At 38.4% G+C, this 25,283-nt stretch carries 22 protein-coding genes and 1 pseudogene; 6 read left to right on the top strand and 17 right to left on the bottom strand.

What is annotated here, in order from left to right; translation table 11 throughout:
• Positions 1-484 precede the first annotated feature (484 nt).
• Both E6139_RS20100 and E6139_RS20095 read right to left on the bottom strand, forming a co-directional pair.
• On the bottom strand, positions 485-766 hold the full coding sequence (locus tag E6139_RS20100; protein WP_316405323.1) for a SemiSWEET transporter: 282 nt from the start codon (positions 764-766) through the stop codon (positions 485-487).
• A 787-nt stretch (positions 767-1,553) separates the two neighbouring features.
• Entirely contained in the window at positions 1,554-3,446 is a 1,893-nt protein-coding gene (locus E6139_RS20095) for a C40 family peptidase (protein WP_316405322.1), read from the bottom strand.
• Between the two features lie 360 nt (positions 3,447-3,806).
• On the opposite strand from E6139_RS20095, the gene E6139_RS20090 reads away from it, so the two are divergent.
• Complete coding sequence (locus E6139_RS20090; protein WP_316405321.1) at positions 3,807-4,301, top strand: hypothetical protein; 495 nt, start codon at positions 3,807-3,809, stop codon at positions 4,299-4,301.
• Between the two features lie 291 nt (positions 4,302-4,592).
• Here E6139_RS20090 and E6139_RS20085 read toward each other — a convergent pair whose 3' ends face one another.
• The 3 genes from E6139_RS20085 to E6139_RS20075 all read right to left on the bottom strand — a co-directional run bounded on the left by E6139_RS20085 (position 4,593) and on the right by E6139_RS20075 (position 10,210).
• Entirely contained in the window at positions 4,593-6,521 is a 1,929-nt protein-coding gene (locus E6139_RS20085) for a heavy metal translocating P-type ATPase (protein WP_316405320.1), read from the bottom strand.
• A 182-nt stretch (positions 6,522-6,703) separates the two neighbouring features.
• Positions 6,704-9,499: an FtsX-like permease family protein gene (locus tag E6139_RS20080; protein WP_316405319.1), complete on the bottom strand. Its 2,796-nt coding sequence runs from the start codon at positions 9,497-9,499 to the stop codon at positions 6,704-6,706.
• 9 nt (positions 9,500-9,508) lie between these two features.
• On the bottom strand, positions 9,509-10,210 hold the full coding sequence (locus E6139_RS20075) for an ABC transporter ATP-binding protein (RefSeq protein WP_316405318.1): 702 nt from the start codon (positions 10,208-10,210) through the stop codon (positions 9,509-9,511).
• Positions 10,211-10,328: 118 nt separating this feature from the next.
• Between E6139_RS20075 and E6139_RS20070 the strand changes: the two genes are divergently transcribed.
• Positions 10,329-10,916, top strand: a complete 588-nt coding sequence (locus E6139_RS20070) for a TetR/AcrR family transcriptional regulator (RefSeq protein ID WP_316405317.1) — start codon at positions 10,329-10,331, stop codon at positions 10,914-10,916.
• 106 nt (positions 10,917-11,022) lie between these two features.
• On the opposite strand, the gene E6139_RS20065 is transcribed toward E6139_RS20070, so the two are convergent.
• The 3 genes from E6139_RS20065 to E6139_RS20055 all read right to left on the bottom strand — a co-directional run bounded on the left by E6139_RS20065 (position 11,023) and on the right by E6139_RS20055 (position 13,308).
• On the bottom strand, positions 11,023-12,030 hold the full coding sequence (locus E6139_RS20065; protein ID WP_316405316.1) for an NADH:flavin oxidoreductase: 1,008 nt from the start codon (positions 12,028-12,030) through the stop codon (positions 11,023-11,025).
• A gap of 260 nt (positions 12,031-12,290) precedes the next feature.
• The gene (locus tag E6139_RS20060; RefSeq protein WP_316405315.1) at positions 12,291-12,785 is read right to left on the bottom strand and encodes a GNAT family N-acetyltransferase; all 495 of its coding nucleotides are present in this window, start codon (positions 12,783-12,785) and stop codon (positions 12,291-12,293) included.
• A gap of 85 nt (positions 12,786-12,870) precedes the next feature.
• Positions 12,871-13,308 (bottom strand): MarR family winged helix-turn-helix transcriptional regulator, encoded by a 438-nt coding sequence (locus tag E6139_RS20055; RefSeq protein ID WP_316405314.1) that lies wholly within the window; start codon positions 13,306-13,308, stop codon positions 12,871-12,873.
• A 310-nt stretch (positions 13,309-13,618) separates the two neighbouring features.
• Here E6139_RS20055 and E6139_RS20050 point away from each other — a divergent pair, with 310 nt between their 5' ends.
• The 4 genes from E6139_RS20050 (at position 13,619) to E6139_RS20035 (ending at position 16,487) form a co-directional block, all read left to right on the top strand.
• Positions 13,619-14,266, top strand: coding sequence for a FusB/FusC family EF-G-binding protein (locus E6139_RS20050; protein WP_316405313.1), 648 nt, complete (start codon positions 13,619-13,621; stop codon positions 14,264-14,266).
• A gap of 520 nt (positions 14,267-14,786) precedes the next feature.
• Positions 14,787-15,023 (top strand): transposase, encoded by a 237-nt coding sequence (locus tag E6139_RS20045; RefSeq protein WP_316405312.1) that lies wholly within the window; start codon positions 14,787-14,789, stop codon positions 15,021-15,023.
• 493 nt (positions 15,024-15,516) lie between these two features.
• Entirely contained in the window at positions 15,517-15,849 is a 333-nt protein-coding gene (locus E6139_RS20040) for a hypothetical protein (protein WP_316405311.1), read from the top strand.
• A gap of 215 nt (positions 15,850-16,064) precedes the next feature.
• Positions 16,065-16,487, top strand: a complete 423-nt coding sequence (locus tag E6139_RS20035; RefSeq protein WP_316405310.1) for a hypothetical protein — start codon at positions 16,065-16,067, stop codon at positions 16,485-16,487.
• Here the strand turns inward: E6139_RS20035 and E6139_RS20030 are convergent.
• The 9 genes and pseudogenes from E6139_RS20030 to E6139_RS19990 all read right to left on the bottom strand — a co-directional run bounded on the left by E6139_RS20030 (position 16,480) and on the right by E6139_RS19990 (position 25,166).
• A complete protein-coding gene (locus tag E6139_RS20030; RefSeq protein WP_316405309.1) occupies positions 16,480-16,617 on the bottom strand; it encodes a hypothetical protein in 138 nt (45 codons plus the stop codon). The genes E6139_RS20035 and E6139_RS20030 overlap by 8 nt on opposite strands.
• 184 nt (positions 16,618-16,801) lie before the next feature.
• Positions 16,802-16,978, bottom strand: a complete 177-nt coding sequence (locus E6139_RS20025) for a LytTR family transcriptional regulator DNA-binding domain-containing protein (RefSeq protein WP_316405325.1) — start codon at positions 16,976-16,978, stop codon at positions 16,802-16,804.
• Positions 16,979-16,998: 20 nt separating this feature from the next.
• Entirely contained in the window at positions 16,999-17,535 is a 537-nt protein-coding gene (locus tag E6139_RS20020; RefSeq protein WP_316405308.1) for a response regulator, read from the bottom strand.
• A gap of 8 nt (positions 17,536-17,543) precedes the next feature.
• Complete coding sequence (locus E6139_RS20015; protein ID WP_316405307.1) at positions 17,544-18,854, bottom strand: GHKL domain-containing protein; 1,311 nt, start codon at positions 18,852-18,854, stop codon at positions 17,544-17,546.
• Positions 18,855-18,939: 85 nt separating this feature from the next.
• Positions 18,940-21,117: a peptide cleavage/export ABC transporter gene (locus E6139_RS20010; protein ID WP_316405306.1), complete on the bottom strand. Its 2,178-nt coding sequence runs from the start codon at positions 21,115-21,117 to the stop codon at positions 18,940-18,942.
• Positions 21,118-22,027: 910 nt separating this feature from the next.
• A complete protein-coding gene (locus tag E6139_RS20005) occupies positions 22,028-22,321 on the bottom strand; it encodes a bacteriocin immunity protein (RefSeq protein ID WP_316405305.1) in 294 nt (97 codons plus the stop codon).
• Positions 22,322-22,361: 40 nt separating this feature from the next.
• A complete protein-coding gene (locus tag E6139_RS20000) occupies positions 22,362-22,547 on the bottom strand; it encodes a leucocin A/sakacin P family class II bacteriocin (RefSeq protein WP_316405304.1) in 186 nt (61 codons plus the stop codon).
• 290 nt (positions 22,548-22,837) lie between these two features.
• Positions 22,838-23,458: pseudogene (locus tag E6139_RS19995) on the bottom strand (MetQ/NlpA family ABC transporter substrate-binding protein); the annotation flags it as partial.
• A 253-nt stretch (positions 23,459-23,711) separates the two neighbouring features.
• A complete protein-coding gene (locus E6139_RS19990; RefSeq protein ID WP_316405303.1) occupies positions 23,712-25,166 on the bottom strand; it encodes a DUF2142 domain-containing protein in 1,455 nt (484 codons plus the stop codon).
• Positions 25,167-25,283: the final 117 nt, after the last annotated feature.

Below are 25,283 nucleotides of genomic sequence, written 5' to 3'. Positions count from 1 at the left end.
TAATCCGTGTTCTTTCATAAACTCTTTCTCCTTTTCAAGTTGCTTATTTAAGTTGTACTCTTATTTTTTTCAATCGTGGATGATGGCCGGTCACCACGTGAAACCCTGATCTGTTTCTTAGCTTTACAAAAATAACATACGCTTTTCGAAAACCGTTTTCAAGTTCAGAATTTTAACGTGAAATTAAAAAGTAGATTAATTCTAATTTAATAATAAAATTTACTTTGCTGGCAACTTCAGCGTCATTTCTTAAGAAATATAGGAGCAAAATGTTCTAAACGATGAAGATCAGGCAGACATTCTTTAAATAACTGTTCCATTATGTAAGAAAAAAAGATCGCAAGACTATCCGCTCGCGATCTTCCATTGCTATTTCCATGTTTTACAACGATCATTTCCTAATTGTATACTGAAAAACTCACCTTTTCTTTTCGATAACATCGAGTAACTTACGGTTTTTGGTAAGCTTGTTCTCTAAAAGAAATTATTCGTCATCAACAGTATCAGCCATAACTCCTGATTTACGTTTTATTGAAGAGAGCTTACAAACTAAAATAGTACTGGTCAAACACAGCGTCACTCCATTGGCTATGATGATTGCCGTATCTGACTGCACGATGCCATGAATAATCCATAGAAAAATACCTACTACTTGTAAAAGACAGGTTTCAAAAGCAATTGACCGAGTATCCTTGGTTTTTAATATTTTTATTACTTGAGGTACAAATGCAATCGTTGTTAATAGACCTGCGATACTACCTATCATCGTTTTCCTCCTTAATGAGCCGAGCTTCAAAATCCCTAAACTACATGAATTCTATCATTTAAAGCAAGTCGGAATCCGTTTTTGAAATAGGATTAATAACCGATTCATGTTTTTTGCTAAAATAAACAAGATACTTGTAAATCTCGTTTCCAGAAACAGCTCAAACGAAAGAATAAAGTTTGAATCCCACAAAGACTTTTGATCACACTGACCCAAGCAAAAACTCCAGACAAGTAAAAAACATCCCTGCAAAAGGATTCTCCTTTTATGATCCTCTTACTATTTTCAAGTTTTTTCAACAGTCCAAAAATCTACACTCATCTAATTTCAAAAGGATACTTTTTGATAGTATACGATTATCCGCATTTTATGATTCAGTCGTTGAATTACATAGCGCTTGGCACTATAAACCAACAGAATAAGCGGTAGTTCTATCTCGGCTATGTTTAAACACTAGATAAAAAATACTGAATTATTGTCATTACAGTATAATGACCCTTGTGTCCATTTTTTTAATAGCCAGCTGTGCTAAATCTTCAGATCGAACAAGTGGTTTTAGTACACTCATTTTCAGAACGTTTCTTTTAAGACTAACTGATTGTGATTAAGGGGGAGATTCTTTTTTGTGTAATCTAGAACAAGGGCGAATAACTTTGAATACAGTTAGAAAAGCAATATAGAAAAGAACTACCCATTGAAAGGGAACCTTTAGAGTAATCTAAAGAACAGTTGGGAGTTTTATATGCAAGAAAAGAGGCTCGAAAAACTCGAGCCCCTTGTGATAAAACTATTTCGCAACATCCCAATCATAAGCCCATGCTTGCCAACCTGCATCAGAGTAAAGCAGTAATTGATTGTCTTTTCTTTCTTTGATTAGGAAGGTTCTGGTTGTTTTGTTATCGATATTGATCGTTTCACCACTTGCCCATCTGGATGCAGAGCTTTTCAGTTTTACCTTGTCTCCACGTGCGAACGTGTTATTAGGCGCGGCACTTACTTGATTGTTGTAGACCCATCCAAAAATTGATGAATCAGCTACCGATTGAATTTTTGTGGCTTCACTGTTTTTATCGACAACTTTATAGACCGAATCATATTCATTCAAAGAGATTTTTACATTTGAAGAAACCCCTTTGTACGCGTTCCAAACAGAAGAATTTTGATTCATCACTACATATTTTTTATTGTAATCAGTCTCAGGTGTCGTTTTGTGTTTTCTTTCTAGCACAGCATCCCAATCATAGAGCCATGCTGACCAGCCTGATGCCGCATCTGAATAGATATGAAGTTTATTATCCTTGCGTTCTTTTACGATAAAGGAACGAGTAGTCTTGTTCTCAATATTGATTGGCTTTCCATCTGCCCAATTAGTCGCTGCTGCACGTAATTTCACTACATCATTTGTACCAATACTATTGGATCTTTTTAGCATCATGTCATTAATTGATATATTGCCACCCCACGCATCATCTAATGTTCGAACATAGAATGTCCCGTCATCATTTACTTTGGAAATTTTATAAGGTCTCATCATATCGTCGTAACTAATAGTTGAACTGCCGATCCACTTAAGGGCACTCATGCCAAAGGAAACATTGGTCCCCACCTTAAAATCAGCTTTGGAAATATCCCTTTCAAGATCCTCTTCGCGAATATTGCCCGCCCAAGATCCCGGTATCCGAATCGTAATGGCGCCGTTTGAATTGATGCCCTCAACAATATGGGTCCTTTGGTAGTCCTCTTCAGCAAGATTTGAACTGCCCACCCATTTAGTCGCTGTTCTTTTAATCTTAACGTAGTCACCTTTTTTGAAGGCTGGAGTTGCTTTTTCCAAATCTGCTTCTTTAATTATGCCTGCCCATTCTCCAGGTATGCGTAATTTGACTCCGTTACTTTGATACTCCTCAACAATCAGCACTCTAGTATAATCATAGTCAGAAAGTTTTCCGCTTCCCACCCAATGAGTGGCGGTTTTCTTGATTTTCACACGGTCGTTTACTTTGAATTTTTGAACTGGAGTGTCTGGTAAAATTCTGACAGCGAAGCTTGGTCTAAATTCGTCCCAAATAGGAGAAATCTCAACTGTTTTACCAAAATCTGGGGCATGCACGTATTGGTTATTACCAATACAGATTGCTACGTGATAAGTGTTTCCGCGAGCTCCCCAAAAATATAAATCTCCGGGTTTTGCTTCTGCAACGCTTATCATGTCACCTGAATACTCCTGTTCCCACGTGACATTCTTAATATCTTTCCCTGTCACAGTTTTATAGACATAGTAGGCCAAGCCTGAGCAGTCAAATGCATTGGGTCCTAATCTCGTCGGATTGGTTTGAGTATATGGTTTTCCTAAGTGTTTCTTAGCCTCAGCAACAATCTGATCCCGTACACTGGTCGCTGCAAGATTAGCTTTCAGTTCTGGAGAACCCTGTCGATTATATTCAGAATTATTTTGACTAGAAATTGTTTTGCGGAAATTTTCATACTCCTCAAAGCTCATGGTTTTTTTCCGATTATCCGATTCATACTGCTCATTTAATTGCTCCTTATCATCTACCTTCGTCTCTTGCTGGACAGTATTCTCCCCTTGATTGTCTTCACCGTACACTTCTGTTGTGAACATTAAATTACCCGCAACCCAAAATAAACACATCGTACTCATAAGTCTAATCTTTTTCATATCATTCACCCTTTCTGCAACCGGCTACAAAATTAGTTTATCATCGCTTTCTTTGTAATAGTTGTCAGAATAGTGACAAGCTTCAAAACCATTGATAATAGTGTGAACATACAAAAAACCTACACTCAGAATCTTTTTGAGTGTAGGTTCAAGGAGCCTCGCTATAAATTATAGAAACTTCTTCGGTGTCTTCAACATTCTCAACGCATTCAGAATAACCAAAATCGTACTACCTTCGTGCATGATCACATCAACTCCACTAAATGTTGGTCAAAGTAAATAGTTCTCCCAGTAAACTGATTAGTTTACTTAAAATTTTAAGTAAAGCATGTTAAATTTAGTGATAAGGAGATGATTATGATGGAAAATATTGTACCTGTTTCAGATATGAGATCGTATAATCAGACTTTAGCCAATGTGAAAGCTGGTCAAGAGATGATTCTAACAAAAAATGGTCGGGCTAAGTATGTCGTAAGCGATTATGAGGAGTATCAAAAGATGAAGGCTACTCTGACCTTGTTTGAAGAATTGCACAAAGGAAAACAAGCGTTGAAGGATGACGGCCCTTTATCCTTAGACCAGCTAAAGGCTCGAATGAATGAAAAAAAAAATAAACTGCATCTATCTCCTCAAATCGAAAGAGATTTATCAGATATCATTTTCTACATGCAGCAATTTGGAGCGTACGAGTCTACCGTGCTAAGCTTTTTAGACAAAGTCTACTCTGCTTTTGAGTTCTTGCAGGCAACTCCTTTACTTGATCAATCATTAGAAAGCAAAATAGCAGCCCCAACGAACATCCGCTTCTACCTCGTTGAGCAGCACATCATTTTTATGAGATCGTCGACGATGTGATGGAGGCTACTCGAGTGCTCCCGGAAAAGAAAGACTATCTTCGAATATTGGGATTCTAGATCGGTCGCGGCTTTTTCAAATGCAGGAACCTAACAAAAGCGAAACGCCCATAAACTTTCCAAATAGAAAGTAATATGAGCGTCTAGCTTTTCATTCGTAAAGTTCTTTTCAAAAAGACTGTACGATTGTTTCGAGAAGTTATTTCTCCTAAAACTCCTGCTTCGTACAATTTGAAGCTTTGAAGAACCCCAGAGTTACATTCAAAGTCCTCTTTTAAATGTTTTCTATAAATTATAGAAACTTCTTCGGTATCTTCAGCATTCTCAACGCATTCAGAATAACCAAAATCGTACTGCCTTCATGCATGATCACACCGATCGTAATATCCATCTTGCCGAGAAAATTCAATGTAACTAAGGTTAGTACGACAACCATTGAAAAAGCGATGTTCTGCCATGTGATTTTATCCATTTTCTTACTTAGCTTATGAGCGTAAACAAGCTTGGATAGGTCATTTTTCATTAGGACTAGATCAGCGACATCCATCGCCACATCTGTTCCATCACCCATCGCGATACCGACATCCGCGGTAACGAGTGCAGGCGCGTCATTGATTCCATCCCCCAGCATGGCGGTTGAGCCGTATTTTGCTTGCTGCTCTTTGACAATCGCAGCTTTGTCTTCCGGCATCACGTTGGCTACGACTTCATCCACGCCAATTTGTTTTCCGACTGCTTCACCAGTCAACTTCGCATCCCCAGTGATCATGGTCGTGTGCAGTCCAGCTTCTTTGAAGTAGGCGATGGCATCTTTGGCGTACTGATTAGGTACGTCCATCAAGGCGATCAAGCCGATCACTGCTTCATTTTTTCCAATAAATACAACGGTCTTGCCTTCTGCCGAGAATTGCTTTTCCTTTTCTTTATAGATGAAGGAAACTTTTTCAAAGGAGGCTGGTTTGCCGATGCGATAGCTGTTATTCGCATAATTAGTCGACGGCCCGCGTCCTACTTGATTTTCTACTTCAAGCGTAAACTCCTGCGTATCGGGGAACTTATTGATGATCGCAGTTGCTAATGGGTGGTTCGATTGTTTTTCCATCGCAACGACCAAGTCAATAAGCTCGTCTCGATTCAAGCCTTGTTCGAAAACGTAGTCAGTAACTACGGGTTTGCCATTAGTCAACGTGCCGGTTTTATCGAAGGAAATGGCTTTTAGACCTTGCAGTTTTGACAGATAAGCGCCTCCTTTTACCAGTACACCTTTTTTAGACAAATTGGAGATTGTCGCTAAGGTTGTGGGTACAGCACTTGCGGCAAGGGCACAGGGTGAAACGGAAATCAGATAAACCATACTTCTGTATAAACTCAAATCCCAGCTCCAACCAAAAATGTACGGTCCAGCAAGTAACACGAATGGAAACAAGGCTAAGACGATCGTCACATATTTCGGTTCCAAGCGTTGGATCAGCGTGGCTGTCTTGGTCAGACTCTCTTGGGACTGATTCACCAGCTGCAAGATTTTTGAAAAGACGGTTTCCGAACTATCCTTCGTAACCTTCATCGTAAAGGTGCCGGAACCGTTGATCGTGCTGCCATAGACTTCATCGCCGACTGTTTTTTCTTTAGGAATACTCTCGCCATTGATAGATGATTCGTCAATCGCAGTCGTCCCGGTTAAAATCACTCCATCCGTTGGCACCTGAGCGCCGTTTAGAACCTGCAATGTATCGCCGACTTTTACCTCATCAACGGGAACGACTTTAGTACTGCCATCAGGATAAATGATTCGGGCTTCAGTCGGATTCAGATTCAATAAATTGGTGATTTCCTTTTTACTTTTTCCATCAACGTAATCTTCCAAGAAATGCGCCGCTGCAAAAATCACGATCAGCATCGCAGCTTCTTCGTACTTGCCAATCACAATCGCTCCGGCAGCTGCCAAAGCCATCAAAAAATGAACATTTGGTTGAAATTTTTTGGCCCTGCGGGAATTGTTGATCGTATCGCCAACACCTTCAAGAATAATATGGTACCCCGCGGTAATCACAGCGACGATAAAAGCAGCATTTGAATAAAGGCGGTTTCCTTCCAAAAGAAATCCCAGTAGAAAAGCCGCCAGCCCAACAAAGAATAGAATGATCGCAACTTTTTCTCCATGATTATGAGCATGTTCATGATCTGTTTCGTTTTTGTGCAGCTTCAAACTGACTTTATCCATAAAACTCTCCTCTTTTCCTCGATCCATTCTACATATGAATAACCATTCATGTGTTTGATTAGATTATATATGAACGTTCGTTCATATGTCAAGCAAGAAATAGTCCTTTCCACCAAAAAAACTCTTTACCAGAAATAGCTTCTGATAAAGAGTGAATTTAATAGAATCGTCGTTCACTTCAACTAATCCACCGATTTCAACGCCTCCAGCATATCGACATTTTTCAAGCGGCGATTAATGATAAAGCCTAACAGGATCGTCACGATTACGATGATCACCGTCGGCACGAGGAAGCTGATACTTGAAAGCGCGGGATTGAACATCGCGTCGTTTGGCGGAACGGAGGTCAGGATGAATTGATGCAGCCACTCCCCTAGTCCGAAGCCGACCACGATCCCAATAGCCGTCAGTAGCATCGTCTCGCGATAAATATACAAAGTGACCTCCTTATCGTAAAAGCCCAACACTTTTATAGTAGACAACTCACGAATCCGTTCCGACACATTGATATTCGTCAGATTATAGAGGATCACAACAGCTAAAAGTACGGCGACTAGTACGAGCACTTCCATGATCTTATTTAGCGAGGTGACGATAACATCGATTTGGCTGGTCATCGTCGTGTTTTGCACCACCCCCGCGACGCCTGCCAGATCAATAAATTTCGCGGCTTCTTTCTTCGTATTTTTTTCTGAAGGATTCTTTAGATTAACCAATGAGGCATTGGTATGGAAATCGTCCTTAAAGACAGATTGGTATTCCTGCTTGTTCATGAACATGAAGTGTCCCATATACATCTCAGTGATTCCTTCTACCTTCATGGTTCGATTCTTGTTTTCGGCATCCTTCACTTTGATCGTGTCACCGGCCTTCACATCTAATAGCTTGGCGAGTCGTTCAGTAATGACCACACCATCATCTGTCAGATGGATGGTTTTATTGGTCTTTCGTTCATTCAAATGGATGTAGTCATCAAAGCCTTGGGTTTTCTCTGGCACAATCAATTTAATCTCCTGCGTATCCTTATCTGCTCCAGCGACTTTGGTCAAGGTTTCATAGTGGACCGATGTGTACTCCTCCACCGCCGAGTCAGATAGCTGTTCCTTGATCTTGTCCTTCTGATTTGCGGTGAGAGCATCTGATTCTGCCACGATCATATCATAGCGGATCAGCTCGCCGAATTGACGATCATTGATCCCTTCAATCGAATGTTGGACACTAAATCCGGCGAACAGCAAAGTAACCGAACCAGCGACTCCAAAGATCGTCATCAGCATGCGTTTCTTATAGCGGAAAAGATTCCGAGCGGTTACCTTGTGAGTAAAGCTCAAGTGATTCCAGATGAATGGGATTCTTTCCAATAAAATCCGTGATCCGCTAGCCGGAACCTTTGGCAGTAGCAGATCCGCAGGCTGTTCTCTCAATTCTTTATTCGCTGAGATCAAGGCTGGGATCACAGCACTGATGAAGGCTAAGGCAATTGCGATCAGAGAAATTTCCCAGTGAAATCCCAATGTGATCTTCGGAACATCAAAGCCGTCTTGATAAGTATTATAGACGATCATTGGCAGCAGGGTGTGCCCTAAAATGATCCCAAGGATAGAACCGATCATACTTGAACTCAAACCATAGACGACAAACTTTTTATGAATATCCCTATCTGTATAGCCCAATGCTTTGAGGGCCCCAGCGTTTTTTCGTTCCTCCTCAACAAACCGCCCCATCGTCGTAAAGGTTACTAGTGCCGCCACCAGAAATAGGAAAACCGGGAAAACATTAGCCAAAGCATCCACAATACTAGAAATACTGTTGTAGATTTTATAGCCTTCCGAGCCTGGCGCCTCCCGTCGATTATTCACCGAGTAAACCGGCTGTTTCAGCTGATTCAATGTAGTTTGTGCTTCTTGAATTTTGCTGTCGCTGTTATTCAGTTTTTTTTGCGCGTCACTTTTCTTAGCTTCAAACTGATTCAGCTGGTTTTGATAGTCAGCTTCTTTTTGCTCCAGCTCCTGTTCTGCCGCAGCAAGCTGTGTCTTCGCTGCTTCAGGAACGGAAGGTGCCTGCTCCAGCTGTTGTTTTTGGATCGTCAGCTCTTGGCGTGCCGAGTCCAACTGCGCTTTGCCTGCATCCAGTTGCTGCTGGCCTTCTGATATTTGTCTTCTAGCGTCATTCATTTGACGTTTGGTGTCATTGATCTTTGTTTGAAACTCTGTTTTGATCGTGCTTAACCGTTTCTCAGGCTGACCCTTCAACTGCGCATCGATAGCATCCTTATGAGCTTGAACCTTGTTGGTATATTCTTTCGAATAAGGATCTAAATTTTTCGTATCTTTGAAGGTCATTCGAGCAACCATATAGTAAGGAGAATCAAAATTTTCTTTGTTTACTACCCCGAAGCCGGTCAGTTCTCCTGTTCCTGCCGTTGATTGGCCACGATTAAGCGAGGAGACGACTTCTGAGGAATGGACAAAACCGACAATCTTGTAGCTCTCATTTTTCAGAATCTTCGAACCTGTGATATCCGCTTTTTCAGAGAAAGTGATTGTATCGCCAAGCTTGTATTTATCATCAAACTTGGCATCCAGCGCGATCTCTTTCGTTTTTTTCGGCATCCGGCCTTTTTCTACCTTATATGTCGAAATGTCCTCCGTGTTCGAGAATATCCGAAAGCTATCGGTCGAGTCCTGCTTGGTAACATCCTTCAAGTAGCCATATTCGATTTGGCGTATCCCGTCTGTCTTTTCCAGAGCTTCGCGATCCGAGTCATCAAGTCCATAGCTGCCGATCACCGAGACATCGGACATATTCAATTTCGTAAAATATTCTCTACCCGTTTCTCGCATATCCGGACCGGTCACCTTCAAGCCCACCAAAGCGAAGGAGCTGATCATCATCAACAGCAGGATTGAGATGAAGCGGCCCTTAGAATGCTTAAAAGAACGGAAAATGTCCTTCCATAATGCTTTCTTCTTGATCATCTTCTCCACCTACCATTCGATTTCTGAAATTTGCTTCGGATTTTGATTGACTGTGATTTCTTTGACCTGCGCGTCATGCATGCGAATGACCCGGTCAGCGATCGGAGCCAGCGCTGCGTTATGGGTCACAATCACAACAGTCGAACCTTTTTCACGACTCATATCCTGAAGAATTTGCAGAACCTGCTTGCCTGTTTGATAATCTAAAGCGCCAGTCGGTTCATCACATAGCAATATTTTCGGATTTTTCGCGACGGCCCGTGCAATCGCGACCCGCTGCTGCTCACCGCCGGATAATTGGGCAGGAAAATTATCGATCCGATCCTTCAAGCCGACTTCTTCCAAGACTTGCTGAGGATCAGTGGCATCCTCAACGATCTCAGAAGCTAACTCTACATTTTCCTTTGCCGTTAAATTTGGAACCAGATTATAAAATTGGAACACAAATCCCACGCTTTCCCGACGATAATCGGTAAGCTGGTTCGCTGAATACTCAGCGATGTTGTTCCCATCGATGATCACCTGTCCCTTCGTGTTTTTGTCCATTCCTCCCAGAATATTTAAAACGGTGGATTTTCCCGCACCAGAAGGTCCCAGAACGATCGCCAATTCCCCTTTTTCTACTTGGAAATTAACATCCTTGTTCGCTAAAATCTCCGTTTCTCCTGTCTGATAGCTTTTGTAATTGTGGACCATTTCAATGTAACTCATCAATACTTCCTCCTTAATTCAACAACGTGTTGATTGAATAATGAAATTAGTATAGAATTAAAGTGAAGTCAAAACAATATACACTTTGCCCTGTTCTGTTAATTTAAGGAGGATCACGATGGTAAAAAAGAGAAAAACCGCCAGTAAACAAGCGATCAAGCAAGCCTTCACGCATTTGATCCATGAAAAAGGTTTCGAAGGCTTGACGGTAATGGAGATCGCTCGCGAAGCCGGGATCAATCGCGGCACATTTTATACCCATTACATAGACAAGTACGATTTGATGGAAAAGCTGGAAAAGGAAACCATGGATGATTTGAAGAGTATCTTGCTGCGACCAGATGAAGGTGATATCAATGATCCGCTGGAGCTGATCCCTTATCCGCTGATCTTAGAGGCGTTGATCTATGTCAAACAGGATTTTGATTTTGTTAGTGCCCTTGCCAGCCCCGGTGGAGATCGTCAATTCGTTTCGATGATTAAAGGGATATTATCCGAATTAATCGAATCAAAAATCAACCAATCCACGAAATTGGAATTCAAAAAAGAAAATCTTCCAGAAGATTACGCGCAGGAAATTCTGCTTTCCAGCATCGTCGCCATCATCTTGCTGTGGATCAAAAAAGGCGCAGAGGAATCGCCAGAGGATATTGCGAAAATGATTTTCAAAGCAAGAGCGATCTCGCCTTATGAATTACTGATTTAAAAAGTCAAACGAGCATTAAACTATCCATATGAATAGTTTAATGCTCGTTCACTTTAATTTTGTAAAGTTCTTTTCAAAAAGACTTTACGAATATGTTTTAATCAATCTATTTCTCCAACTCCAAAAATGCCTGCTTTGCCCAATTGGAATCCTTAAAGATTGCCCGTCCGACACCGATCATATCGGCTTTTTCTTCTCGTAATAATTTTTCCGCGACAGATGCATCCACGATCCCACCCGTCAGGATCACAGGAATCTCAACATTTTGTTTGATTGCCTCGGTCAGATCGCTAAAATAGCCCTGCTCCTTGGAATAAGGATTGATATAGGAACTAAAGCCACCAGAAATATCCAGCAAATCGATCCCGGCTTTTTCAAAGACTTGCGCAGCGATGATGCTGTCCTCGATCGTTGTGCCGCCTTCCGTATGATCACTTGCTCCAAGCCGGATCGCCACCGGATAGTCTGCTCCAACCACTTCCCGAACCGCTTCGATGATCTCCAAATGAAGTCGAATCCTGCCTTCAATCGTCTGCCCATTGTATTGATCAATGCGTTTATTGGTTAATGGCGAATAAAACTGCGTCAGCAAATACGCATGTGCCGAATGAATCTCTACCCCATCAAAGCCCGCTTTTTTCGCTCGTAATGCCGCTGCCGCAAAATCAGCTATGACCTTTTGAATATCCTCCTGCGTCATTTCAATCGGCAACGCACCGTTTTTAGCAAATTTAGGATGCTCCGCCGCACTGGCACTTTTCGGCAAGCAACCGATGATTTCTTGTTTCGCTCGGGCACCAGCATGGTTGATTTGTGCAAAGGTCAATGTCTTATTTTGATGGATGGCTTTTACCAGCTTCGTTAATCCAGCAACGTCACTGTCCTTAGAAATCGACAGTTGTCCTTTGTTGGCTTTTCCTTCTTGGCAAATATAGCTATGCTCCGTTATCAGCAGACCAAGATGACCGCCTGCCGATTTTTCGGCATAATACTCACACAGTGCTTCAGTTACTTCGCCGTCTTCCTGCGATTTCGATGTTGCGATTGGCGGCATGACAAGACGATTGGGCAGCTCTAAATTTCCAACTTTGATCGATGAACCTAACAAACTCATTACTCATCCTCCTTTTCTTTCTCTCCTTGATTTTATCAGTTTCATAGCGAACAGAATAGCAGGTTTAAAAATGTTGGTGGTTTTTTTCAGAGAATCTGCGCGTTTTCCAAAAAAGCTGCTTCAGTTTGGTAATTAGAACTTCCTATTTGCATTGATTTAAAAACAAAGATTTACCACTTATTTCTTTTGCGATATTTTTATCTTATACATTCTCATGAAAAAATGACCACAGAACTAAGCCTGTGATCAAGTGATTCTTCTTATTCCTTCGTCAAATCCCGCATAAAGAATACCGTATCGACATCCATCAAATGGTAATCTTTGGGCATTTCTGATTTATCAATCAGTTGAAAATCATTTTTCTTGTAAAACTTCTGTGCGGCCTTCAGTACATCAACGGTTCCTAAATACAAGCGTTCATAGCCTTGATTTTTACAATAATCAACCAGCGTATCTAGCAGCTTCTTGCCAACCTGCTTTTCCCCGCGAAATTCTTTGGCAGCGAACATTTTTTTGATGGCGCCGCAATGGTTTTCCAGCTTGACGAGCGCGATCGAGCCAACGACTTTTCCCTCGGATAACGCCACCCAGAAATTTCCACCGGTATTGATATATTCTTCTTTGATTCTTAATAGATCCGGCTGATCTTCGATACTGATATCGATGTTGAACTCGTCTCTTTGGATCGGAAGGATCAGATCAACGACCTCTTGGGTATATTTTTCTTCAAATGGGACGATGGTTACTTCTACCATTTTAAACAGCTCCTTTAGCTATTTGACTTTATATTTGGAAAGTGCTTTTCATCATTACTTTATGTTCGTTAAGTCTTTAGAGATTTTACTTTACATCATTCCTTTCCAGCTCATTGGGTACGACCTGATATAAAATATTTTCGATCGTCTTCATGGCTGTGACCAGCTCCTGATAATTTGCTTCATCCAAGGGTTCTAATAGCTCCAGAACTTTGCGATCAGACTGTTCTTCCACGTATTTGTTCAGTTCTAGCCCTTTTTCCGTAAGATAAAGGTGCTGGCTTCTGCTGTCTTCGGGATTTTTTTCTTTATAAATATACTCATTTTTTTCCAGCTTACTGAGCTTGCGGCTTAGATAGCTTTTTTTAATATTCAGACATTTCGTCAGCTCGTTAGCAGTGATGCTACGGTGACGACCGATCTCACCTAAGATCCGCATTTCAATCATCGAATAATCCAGATCAAAAACCTTTTGGTCAAAGACGCCTAAAATTCTCGTATAGTACCGATTAAATCTTCTCACATCATGGGTGTCCACTCCGTATCACGACCTCTCGTTTAATAGTTTACTATGTCAACTAAAACGAGTATAAAACATTTAGTTTACTTTGGCAACTATTTTGAAATTAAATGGTAAAAAAAGAGAAAAAGCTTGTAGAAACGCGAAGAATGTTTTATTCTATCGAAGGTAAGAATTATGCACCATTAGGAGGAGATCATGATGACCCATTCATCTTGTATCGTACGCTCAAAGGACTATCTAGCGAACAAATAAACGATTAGTTCTTTGACGGAAAAGAAATTTTCCTCAGAGAGAAGAAACGAGGAAAATCATGAATACAGAAAACAATCTATTAAAACCAAACGAATATTGGTATTGCAAACAGCAAGTCAGCGAGCTTGTTAGTGCCTACCATTCAGTCAACGACAAACAGACAGTCGGAACCCTGCAGACATTGATCCAAGGAAAGACCGAAGAATTCTTTGGTCGCGACCCTCTATTAGCGGCTTATTGGGAGCAATTTCTCGACACCAGTCTGACACGAGATAAGTTCGAAAAACTATTTGAAGAAATGAAGCGCTTTGTCCTTCCGATGGACGCGCCTTCTACTAAGCAGATCGATAAAAGCTTCCGAAAAGTCAAAAAGATGCAGTATCCAGAATTAGAATCGACCGATTTTCGGGAATTGAGCTATTTAGGTTGGAATGACAGCGGAACGAATCGCAAGTACTTGATTCGCAAGATCGATGGCCGCTTCACCGGAGTCTATGGCAGCTTTAGTACGGATGTACAAAAAGGACATTGCGCCATCTGCAATCAAATCAGTACCGTCGCCTTCTTTTTGGCAACGACCAAATCTTCCGGCGATGGCACCTATACCAAAAAAGGCAATTACATTTGCACCGATAGTGCACAATGCAATCGTCAATTGACGCAATTAGACACCCTTGACCGCTTTTGGGAGACCGTCACACATTAAAAAAGGGTTCGTTACGTTTCTATTAAATATAGTAGACCCATGTCAAAAAAATAAATAAAAACATCGTGCAAATAAGAATACCTTTCCTTCACTTTTAGAGCTAGGAGGAAGCATGACAAACAGGCCTTTCAATAATGATGATAGGCCTTTTGTCATACAAAAATTGACTACTAATGACATGGAAAACTTTTATACATTTATTTAGGATTCGATTATTAAGATGTCAAAAGTACCTGGCTTACTATTCAAGAATTACCTGGATAATATGATTCAGAAGATCAATATTGAAATTGGATTGAAGGAATTTAAATTTGACTTAGAGGTCCACAAGAACGATGGAACGAACTTCAAAAAGTTTTTAATGCATTAAGACCATGTGTAAAAATTGTGACTATAACAAGAAAGTTCGGCTCTAGAATCTAATAATAAGAGCATTGTTTTCAGATCTTTAAACAATCAAAGTTCACTCTCAAGCTAAGGTAGTAACCCTTGATTTTTATTATCAAACATCAAGGAAAAAATGTTTTTTGTCATGGATGCAAAGGGCATTTTATGGAAGAAACTATACACCGAACGAAGTGTCGTTGAACGAGTAAACGGAGACCTGAAAGAAAACATGAAATTAAATCAGATAACTCATTATAAAACTGAAGTGGTTGAGGTAGAACTTCTGCTTATTCAGCTAGCTTATAATGCCAAACGATACGCAGTTCAACGACTGAACCGCCAAAAAATGGGAAAAGAAAAAGCCACATAATTTCAAAAAAAGTCTATTTTTGAAATTGGATGAGTGTTGATTTTTCTGTAAAAGCGAATTATGAAATTAGTTCATTTAGATATAGAAGTAAAGAAACTCTATGCCTTTATATTCGAATTTAGGCTCCACTCTCCTTCTGCCAAACCACAAACTATAGTGAAATAGTCAGTATGTCTGAAAGAGTGTTATCGTTTCGAGATCAAATTCAACTATTTTAAGATAGTTCGCCAAAAACATGGAACAATAACCGTAGAATGAAAATATAGAAAAGAAAGGAAGTTTTAAAAATGATTAATCGGAAATCTTTACAAGGTATGGATCTTAAAGAAATAATAGGTGGAGCAAATTAGAAAACTGTTTCTTTTACAGACAACATGGAATGTATTAATGGCGTTGTCAAAGTCGGTAATTGTCGAGTGAAATGGGATGTCGTTGCCAATCAAACTGTAAATAACGTTACAAATGCATTAATTACTGGAGGAAGAGGATAAAAATGAAAAGATACACTGAAGAGGATATTCTTGTTTTACTTCGAGAAATTGAGAAAAATATGAGTTTAGATTCAATCGAGAAGTCTTCAAATGGATTTAAGATTTTGCAAGAATCATTATCTGAGCTATCATCTTCCAAGGTGCATTCACTACAGTTTAAATCTGTATTAGACAGAATGGTACAAAAAATGAATCTAGAAATCGGTTTGAATGGTTTAAAGTTGGATGATGTTTCTCAAAAAAATTGGGATGAATTAGAAAGTGTATTTTTCAAAGGATTGGGACCATGGGCAAAAGTAACTTCATTAGCAAGGATGTTTGGCTCTAGAAGTTGATTATACGAAAGAGCACTTGAGTAAAGTGTTCTTTTTTATAGAATCATTTGTATTTTTTGTCACCTATCTGTAAACAAAAAACCAAGGAATGCATCTCAATGTCATTAACTTAAGCATCTTGACTTTCATAAAGCAGTACAAAATCGTTAGTATTACGATTTTGTACTGCTTTTCTTTTCAGGCTATACTTAACCACAAAGGATGTGCTGAAAATGATGTTTTGCGCTTTTTATGAGTTCATTGAGGAAGTTCCTACAATTTTTTTAGAAGATATCCGTGAGGGACATCCGCATGCTTTAACGCGAAAAAGAAAAACAATACCACTCAACTTGATGCTTCAAATGTTCTCGCAAAAAGGTACTTCACAATTTTCGGAACTTCTTAACTTTTATACTGCTCAAAACAAACCCTTAGATATTTCGACAGTCGCTTTTTACAACGGACGAATGAAATTCAATCCTAAAACACTCCATTTAATGATGGGAGATTATTTGTCTATGGTCTATGAAAAATACGATGATAGTTTGTCAAAATTGAATGGTTATATTGTCACAGCTATTGATGGATCCGATATTATCCTGCCTTCAACAGAAGAAAATGCCAAAGTCTATGGTGTCAATAAGACCTTTCCTATTTAGAATAATTTTTGATGGCATTTAGAATACCTTTTGCAGCATTTGGACCCGCGGTAAGATAATCAAATCCTCCAGGAGTCCCTCCTTTGATTTTCTTTTGCTCTTCTTTTGTAACTAGTTTCTTTTTTAACATGTGAATCACTCCTTTTATTTGATAAATTCAGTGTATGAAAATTAGTAGATATTTTGTTCGCTTTGTCGCAAAACCAAATAATTTGATCATGAAATGGGAAAATGGATCACTGACTTTTTAAAGTTTAAGTGATCCATTTCTTACAAATTTTTTGAAAAAATTTCCCTGGTTGATTCTCTTGGCATTATCTAAAGCTATTTCTTAACAACTTCGCTTTGGCCAAAGGAAAGCTGCATGTATACTCTTCAGGAAAAAGTATGGTACGTGATTTATAATCGATTGATTTTACCTTACTTAAATTAATTAAGTAAGATTTGTGAACACGCATTAATTCAGGATAATCCTTTTCCAAATCATTCATCTTTCCATAAAACTCATACATCATGTTTTCACCATATAAAATGACCTTAGCGGTGTCACTGATGTTTCTAAAAAGTAGATAGACGAAAGATCAATCCTAATATTTCTTGAACCAATCATAAATGATAAGTGACGCTCATTAGGACCTCGATCAATAAATGTTTTTGTATGCCGTCCGTCTAAGATTTTCTCTATCTGTCCCTTTTCAGTTTTTTCATCTTTAATTATGTAATCCAGCGGGGCTATTTGACGTTTTAGGGTCTCTAAAGCCAATTCCTGATGAGACGTAATAAAAACAATTTCTGCAAACTCATTGTCATTCCTGATCCGTTGTGCAACGTCAATCCCATCAAGTTGTTTACCTAAATCAATATCTAAGAAGAATAGACTATTCGTGAATTTATTGTTTTTTAAAAAAAGGAAAATATCTTCCGGATCCGTTGTCGCCAGAACTAATTTCATCTCATAGTCATTGATCATTATCCAATTTTCTATAACGGACTTATAGTGGGATAGTAAAAGTGTATCATCATCACATAAAATGATCGGTAGTGTCATAGTATTATTCACGCTTTCTTTATAGTTATTGTAGAAACAAACAAACCATTATCCGCAAAATAGGTTACATCTGCCTGTCTAGCTGTTGATAGGATCTCTTGAACATTAGCTAGTCCTAACCCTCTATCTTTCCCTTTACTACTGAATCCTTCTTTGCTCATTTTTGCTATGGATGGTAGTTTTCCTTTATAGCTATTTTCTATCGAAATTTCAATAGTATCGGAAGAATCAATGAAAAGGATCGTTAAGAATTTATTTTGTGAATCACTCGCTGCCTCTGTCGCATTATCTACCAAAATTCCTAGTATTCGAATTAACTTTACCTCATCCATATTGATCATATCGATAGGAACTAAACATTCAAAATTTACAGTCAATCCCGCTTGCTCTGCCTGTAAAAGTTTGGTGATAATCAACGATTTGATCGAGGCAATTTTTAAATGACTGATTCCCGAAAATCGCATTACACTAGTATCGATCATTTGATATGAATAGGCCATCATTTGGTCTAAATATTCTTGATTAAGTCCTGACTCATTTTCACTAGCTTTTAACCCAAGCAACATGTTTTTGTAGTCATGGCGGAACTTACGTAACTCTTGATAATTTTTCTCAACATCTGTAGTATATGCGTTCATCATTTCCATTTGCTCTTTTAGGTTCTCTAATTCCACTTTCTCTCGATTTTTTTTTATTGATAGATAGGTGAGAAAAATAGTGAATGAAAACTGAGCAACTAAAAAGCCAACCATGATCAGTCTAAAAACACCTAAAACCTCCATTTTCCGTAAAATATCTCCGAATAAATAGACAAAGGTTAAAAATACAGCAAACTGCATTGTGAAGATTTTTTTTTCATCCTTACTAAATGAGTGATTCAGTACTTTCTTTTTCAATGGAATCACTAGTATTAATGAAATAACCCAATCAAGCACAACCATCATCAACGCGACTAGTGGTCCATTTTTTAATGAAACGTAAAATTTAAGATTTAAACCGCTTGTTGCAATGATAGATGAAAAAAGAGGAACAATGGCGTATAACGATAAAGAAAGAAGAAATCCAAATAAATCGTTTACTCTACAATCTGGTATTCTTTTCCATACCGGAACTCGTAAAAGAATAAAAATAATAGTTAATGCTATTCCTGTTAAAAACGTATCCGTAACAGATAATAGGGTAATTGGAAATAGAAGTACTATCAACAATCCATAAAATCTTGTGCTCTTTATTTTTGTGAGAATTCCAATTAGGACGAATAATAATAATAAATCGAAAAGTTCCTTGAAAAAATAGGTGAATACGTCTAAATGTATCACAGACTCACTTCCTATCATGATAGTTACCTTATTATAACAATAATCAATCAAAATAGGAGATCTTGAAAAAATCCAGCTTCCATTGTTAGGCAGTAGCAATCATTTCCCATAAATTCTCATACATTCCATTTAGTGATCGCAATTGCTGATGCGTACCAGCTTCTACGATCTTTCCATTTTCCATAACAAATATGTGATCACATTCTTTTGCAATTGACAGATGATGGGCAATAAAGATAATTGTTTTGTCTTTCATGCTCATCAAATTCTGAATGATCTCGTGTTCTAGTCGTGTGTCTAGTCCACTTGTTGCTTCGTCCAGTATTATTATGTCGGAATTTTTGAGAAGAGCTCTTGCGATTGCAAGACGTTGTTTTTGTCCGCCTGACAGATTTCCAGCGCCCTCTTCTATTGGAGAATGGTACCCTAGAGGTAACTCCTCAATATACCTCCTGATTTGTGCTAGTTCACATACCTGGACTATTTCTTCGTCAGATGGCTCTCGATCTAGCCCAAAAAGCAAATTTTCATAAATACTCCCGCTGAAAAAGAAAACTTCCTGTGAAACATAGCTGATTGCATTTCTTAAATCAATTCGAGAAATTGATTTAAGATTCTGTCCTTGAATTTTTATTGCCCCTTCTTGTGCTTGATAGAAGTTAACTAATAATTTTGCTAGTGTAGATTTTCCAGAACCACTCATACCTACAACTGCAATTTTCTCATTTTTCTGTATTTTTAAGGATAGATTATTCAAGACATTTTCTTCAAAACCATAAGCAAATGAAAGATTTTCGACCTCAATCACAGGAAAAGAACGATCCCTAATTATTGAAGAAGAAAATCGAACTCCCTCTTGACCTATCTCTAAGCTTTCTTGATCTAAATAGAAAATTTCATTTAATCGATCATTGGCCACTTTCGCCGTTTGAATTTTCACCTGTAAATTAATGATGTTTTGTAAGGGTGTTGTGAAAAATGACATCAAGGCATTGTATGTAATTAGTTGTCCTATGGATAACTGTCCTTTTAAAACAAGAGATGTTCCTACCCACAACAAAGTTGTAGATCCTAGCACTTGAAGTACTGTTTTTAAATTCATTTGTAGATTATCCAAATTCTCTGTTTTAAAAGATTTTTCCATCATTTTTTTAAACTGATTTTGTACTTTATTAGATATTTTATTTGCAGCATTTAATGATTTAATTGTTTCAACTCCTTTTAAACTTTCAATAATTTGAGCATTGACAACTGCTCCTGCTTCCATTTGTTCCTCGTTCGCTCTCTCAAAAGGCTTCATGAAGATAAATACAATTAAAGCATATATTGGTATCGTCATTAAACTAATTAAAAATAACAGACGATTTTGTAAAAACAATACTCCTCCTACGATGAGAACCATTGACGCATCAAGAAACAAAGATAGTGTCGCATTCGCCAAAGCATCTATGACCTTACTAGCATCTAAAAATCTAGAAATAATCTCCCCAGATTTTCTTGTTGAAAAGAAGTCCATTGGCAATCGTAAAACATGATCAAAATACTTTAGCATAATTGAAGAACTGAGTCGCTGTCCGAGTTTAATTAAAAGATGCTGCTTATAATATTGAAAAAAGCCTTGAAGTATGTACATAGACAACAGTCCAATAGATAGTACTTTCAATAACTGGATCGATTTGGTCGGGACAATTTGATCAATAATTATCTGAAAATAATAGGAACCAATAATCCCGAATCCTGTTAAAAGGAATGAAAGAAAAACGATACCGAAAATGGTACTTTTATGCCTTTTTAGTAATGGAATAAAAGAGAATAACCCATTAGATGTATCACAGATCGGTCTATAGTCATCGCCTGGCTCTGCCGTTAATACAATGCCCGTCCATTCTTGATTAAACTCCCCGGGAGTTTTTTTCAACTTCCCACGTGCGGGATCGGCTATTAACAGTTTTCCTCTTTTTCTTCCGTATACAACGACGTAATGCATAAAAGACTCATCTAGAATAACGTGAGCAATGAATGGAAAAAGCAAAGTCTTTTCGTTCCAAATCGAGCCATCCGTTTGAAAGACTTCATTTTTGAAGCCAAGAGATTCTAACGCCATTACAAGCCCGTATGCAGATGTCCCTTGATTATTCGTTCCAGACATTACTCTCAACTTACTAATAGGTAATGTTGTATCATATGTTTTTAGAATCATAGCAAGACAAACGACACCACAATCCTTTTCGTCATGCTGTTTAATCAGTTTCAATTTCTTCATGTTTATCCTCATTTCTAAATATGTTCTTTACATAAGAATAAGTATAATGACTCGTATCTATTACAAAAAATCCTAAAATCCAAAATATTGATCCTAAAGTAGCAATAAAAGTGAATGAGTTTTCCAATTATTTTGATTAATTCAATTAACATTTGTGAAAAAAGAAATTGGGAATGAATGATCGCAATATCAAAAAAAAGAGCTTTTTAGCTCTTTTTTTTGTAAAACTTAGAAATTACGGTTCTTTCTAATACAGTTCCAAGTGCAAAAACTCCTGTACCTATAAAAAAATCTGATACGGAAAAATTTGATTTGGTCATGAACCCAACCACAATCATAAACAAAAGTACTTGGATTAAAATCCTAACCAAAACACCCACCGACAATTGCCCCACCTATACCGCCAGGAGACCCAGCCAACATTCCTCCTGCTTGGCCATTGATACAAGCTTTGGTTTTACTATCCATCCAAGTTCCTGATGCACCTCCACCACCTATTACCTTTTTTAAATCTACTTTCTTTAATACATCCTTTTTAACTATTTTTAATCTTCCTTTCTTTTATGGCTCCTTTTTTATGGTACAAACTTATTTTAAATAGCTTTTCATATTAAATGTTGAATTTATCTTCTAATAGCTAGATATTGTCGCAAAATGAAAAATTTCAATTTGTTTGAATCCTAATTCGATAATGTTTACGTTTTCTAATTAATAGAGAGAATAAGGAATGATAAGAATCCAATAAAATACACCTCCAGAATTATGGATAGTTCATTCCATACCTAATGGTGGTGCATTTTATACCAATTTTCATTTAAAGTCACAGTTTTTAGGCAAAACAAATCCTATTATACCAAGCAATAAAAATAATTTTTCTATTATCAAATATAAAATGGTAAAGATAGTTGATCTAATAACCATATCGAATATTTGACAAAGAAGTTAACTGTTTTAAGTATTTTTTTTGCTCCTCGTTAAGATAAACTCCATCATTTCGCAAAGCCTTGGAAATATCTAGATTCATTCGGCTTAGAATAAAAGGTACAGATGATCCTTTTTTTTGTAGCTCAACTCTATATTCAAGCAAAGTTTTTCGTAGTTGATCATTTTGACTAAGCTCTTTGCTATCGAGTAACACATTGATAATACTTACTGCTTGATCTCCTCTTTCATTACCACCAGAAAACCATTTTATTGTAGACATGAACTCACCGCCTAATTTTTTTATACCTTAAAACAAAGTCTTATGACTTCCAACCAGCAGCACCCCCAGTTGCTAAGTTTGCTGCAGAATTATTTCCTATAATACTGATAGCTTTGCCCCAGTCAACTGAACAACCTTTCTTGTTGCAAGATACACCATTACCATAGTAAGTACCCCCAACGATATTCTTCGTTTCGTGTAAATCAATTTTTTTTGAATTCGTCATATTGAACACTCCATTTTTTTATTTTTGGTACGAAAAAAGAATAGCAATAACTGCTTTTATTGTGGCTAAAAAGTCATGAAATCAAAAATGAGCATCCTGAAATAGTTACATATCAATCTTAAACTTATATTTTTTAATGGAATCATGTATTGAGCCTAATTTATGATAGTTTATAAGAGAAAAAGAGCTGATCCAAAAGTCTCTAGACTTTGAATCAGCTTTTTTCTCTTTTTCACCTAGTTTCAGCCCTTACCACTGAATGGCGTCCACTTTTTCAAACTAGCAAAAACCTAAAAGGCCGGCACATTTGCGCCCTTGGAATTGTTTTTGATATATTTTGCTACTTCAGGTGTGGTCATGGCTTTTTTCAATGCCTTAATCTTTTTACTATCTTTTTCATCATTATTCGTAACAAGCTGCAAAGCATAATGCTCACTGGCTTTTTCAGTTTCCAATAAGATGGCGTCTTTAGTCGTCAACTTGATCGGTTCTAAATAAGCAGGGTAACAAAAGACCATCGCGATATCACTCTCGTCATAGGCCTTCGCTAAATTCAGTAAATCGATTCGTTCAAAATTTAAGTTTTTTGGATTCTCTACGATGTCATCTATAGTACCGTTAAATCCAACACCCTTCTTCAACTTAATAACGCCGTTCTCGTTTAAGATCGCCAGAGCACGCCCTTCATTCGTTGGATCACTAGGAATTCCGACTTTTGCTTTTTCAGGGAGATTTTTAGCATTTTTGTATTGCTTTGAATAAAAGCCCCCAGCAAAATAATAAATTGGTTGTACGGCTACTAAGTCCGCTTTCTTCTCCTTATTGAACATCTTCATAAAGGGTTCATGTTGCGCAAAATTGGCATCTGCTTCGCCGTGCTGAACCGCATCGTTGTAGGCAACGTTGTCTGAGTAAAACGGATTAGGTAAGTGAAAAAGCTTCTTGCTCCTCATCAAAACAGTTGCACCTGGTTCTAGTAATCAACTCACTCAAAATCTTATTCACGAGAAAAACAACAGATACCAATCCATTTTGGTGGAGCTTTTTCAATAAATTTCCCGTGCTCAAAAAGGACCGATAGAAATAGATTCTATCAGTCCTAGAAATTTATTGCGTTTGTGGTTTAATTTTGATTAAACAGATATCACCCTTTCCCCAATTGGCTTATCCCACCGGATACCGATTCGACAGAGTAACCAATGTCGCAATCAGCACCACCACGATACAAAGGGAAACGACTATATTCACCTTGCTGTTTTTGATATTGAGGATCTTTTCTTTAGCGGAGAACATTGGAACCAACAACAGGCTCGCGGGAATAAAATAGCGTCCCTGCAATCCCTCGATCGACGCGGTGCGCCCGACCTTGTTCCAAATTTGATACAAAGCGAAAAATGTCAGGATCGTATACAGGATCATCATTACTGCTACAATGACTTTTTGCAGAGCGGTTAGCGCCTGATGATCCTTTTCTTGGACCAGACAAGCCCCCACCAACGCCATGTAATATAGGACGAGCCAGTGCAATCCTAACGGTGTGTCAATCAGCCCGAACTTGCCGGCGAAGGAATAGACGATATTGTCGCCCTTCGTTCCAAAAAGATAATTTTCGCGAAGATTTTCAAAAAAGATCGACGGGTCCTTGAGAAACTGGGCTACCTGCTTGCTTGGATTGGCAAAGTCGCGATACAGAATCTGTTGGTCGATCATCATTTTATTCCATAATACATAGCACAAGATGCACGCCGCAAAAATCCCGACTCCCCAAATCGCCTTCCGCTGAATACTAAAGGATTTATTAGGGATCAAGAAAAACAGCATGCCTAAGACAATCAAGGTTGGCTTCAGCAGAACTAACGTGACCATCAAGACAGCGCTGAAGGCCAATTTCGCATTGGAGATCGACTCCTTACCGATCAGACTGGAAATCCAAGCGATAAAGAAAAAGCTCACCGCGATAATCATGGCATCGCCAGAGACCGAAGTTGCTAAAAAGAGCGCCATCGGATTCAAGGCTAATATTGTCGCTCCCATTTTTGAAAATGGGAAGCGTTTGATGGCAAGAAAAATAATCAAGACATAAAAAATCAGATTCAGGTATCTGGCGGCGTAATACTGCCAAATGATCGGCTTTCCTAATATTTTTCCGATCTTGATCCCAATAATCTGAGGAATGTAGTTCACAAGGAAATAATTTGTGATGCCGCCAGTACCGATAAAGGCCTTTTCCCCAGCCTTGATTTTCTTCTCATCGGCTTTGTATTGATAGGGATACTCAGCATTCTTACCATTTTTATCAATGGCGTAGGAATTCATACTTTTCATCTCATAAGGAACCTCAAACCCATAGTTTCCCCAGGTACTGTCGTTTTTTCCCGGCTTTTTGTTAAAGGCCTGTGGTTTGACCTTGAATTCTGAAAACGCATAGGCTTTGATAAAATGACCAATCTCATCTGGTGCCTGAACTGGCGGCACAATATTGATCATCAATAGGCCGAAAATGAGCGCTAAGAATAAAAATAAGCGGTTGGGAAAGGTGATTTTTTTGATTGCGCTCAGCACGCCTGCTCCACCAGCCATTACTTTGTCGATACTCATCATTCCCTTCAGTAGAATCATGTTTCATTATACTCTTCCATAAATTGCAACAAAAGATTTTTTTCGTGGACGGATTCAAACAGTCCCGATGAAATTCAAAAAAAGACCAAACGTCGTTTCCGACATTTGATCTTTTTG

It is taken from the genome of Enterococcus sp. (assembly GCF_032555305.1).
In the GTDB taxonomy this organism is placed as follows: Bacteria; Bacillota; Bacilli; order Lactobacillales; family Enterococcaceae; genus Enterococcus_A.
The sequence above is the reverse complement of the archived record's forward strand: the minus strand, read 5'-3'. Positions and strand labels throughout refer to the sequence as shown.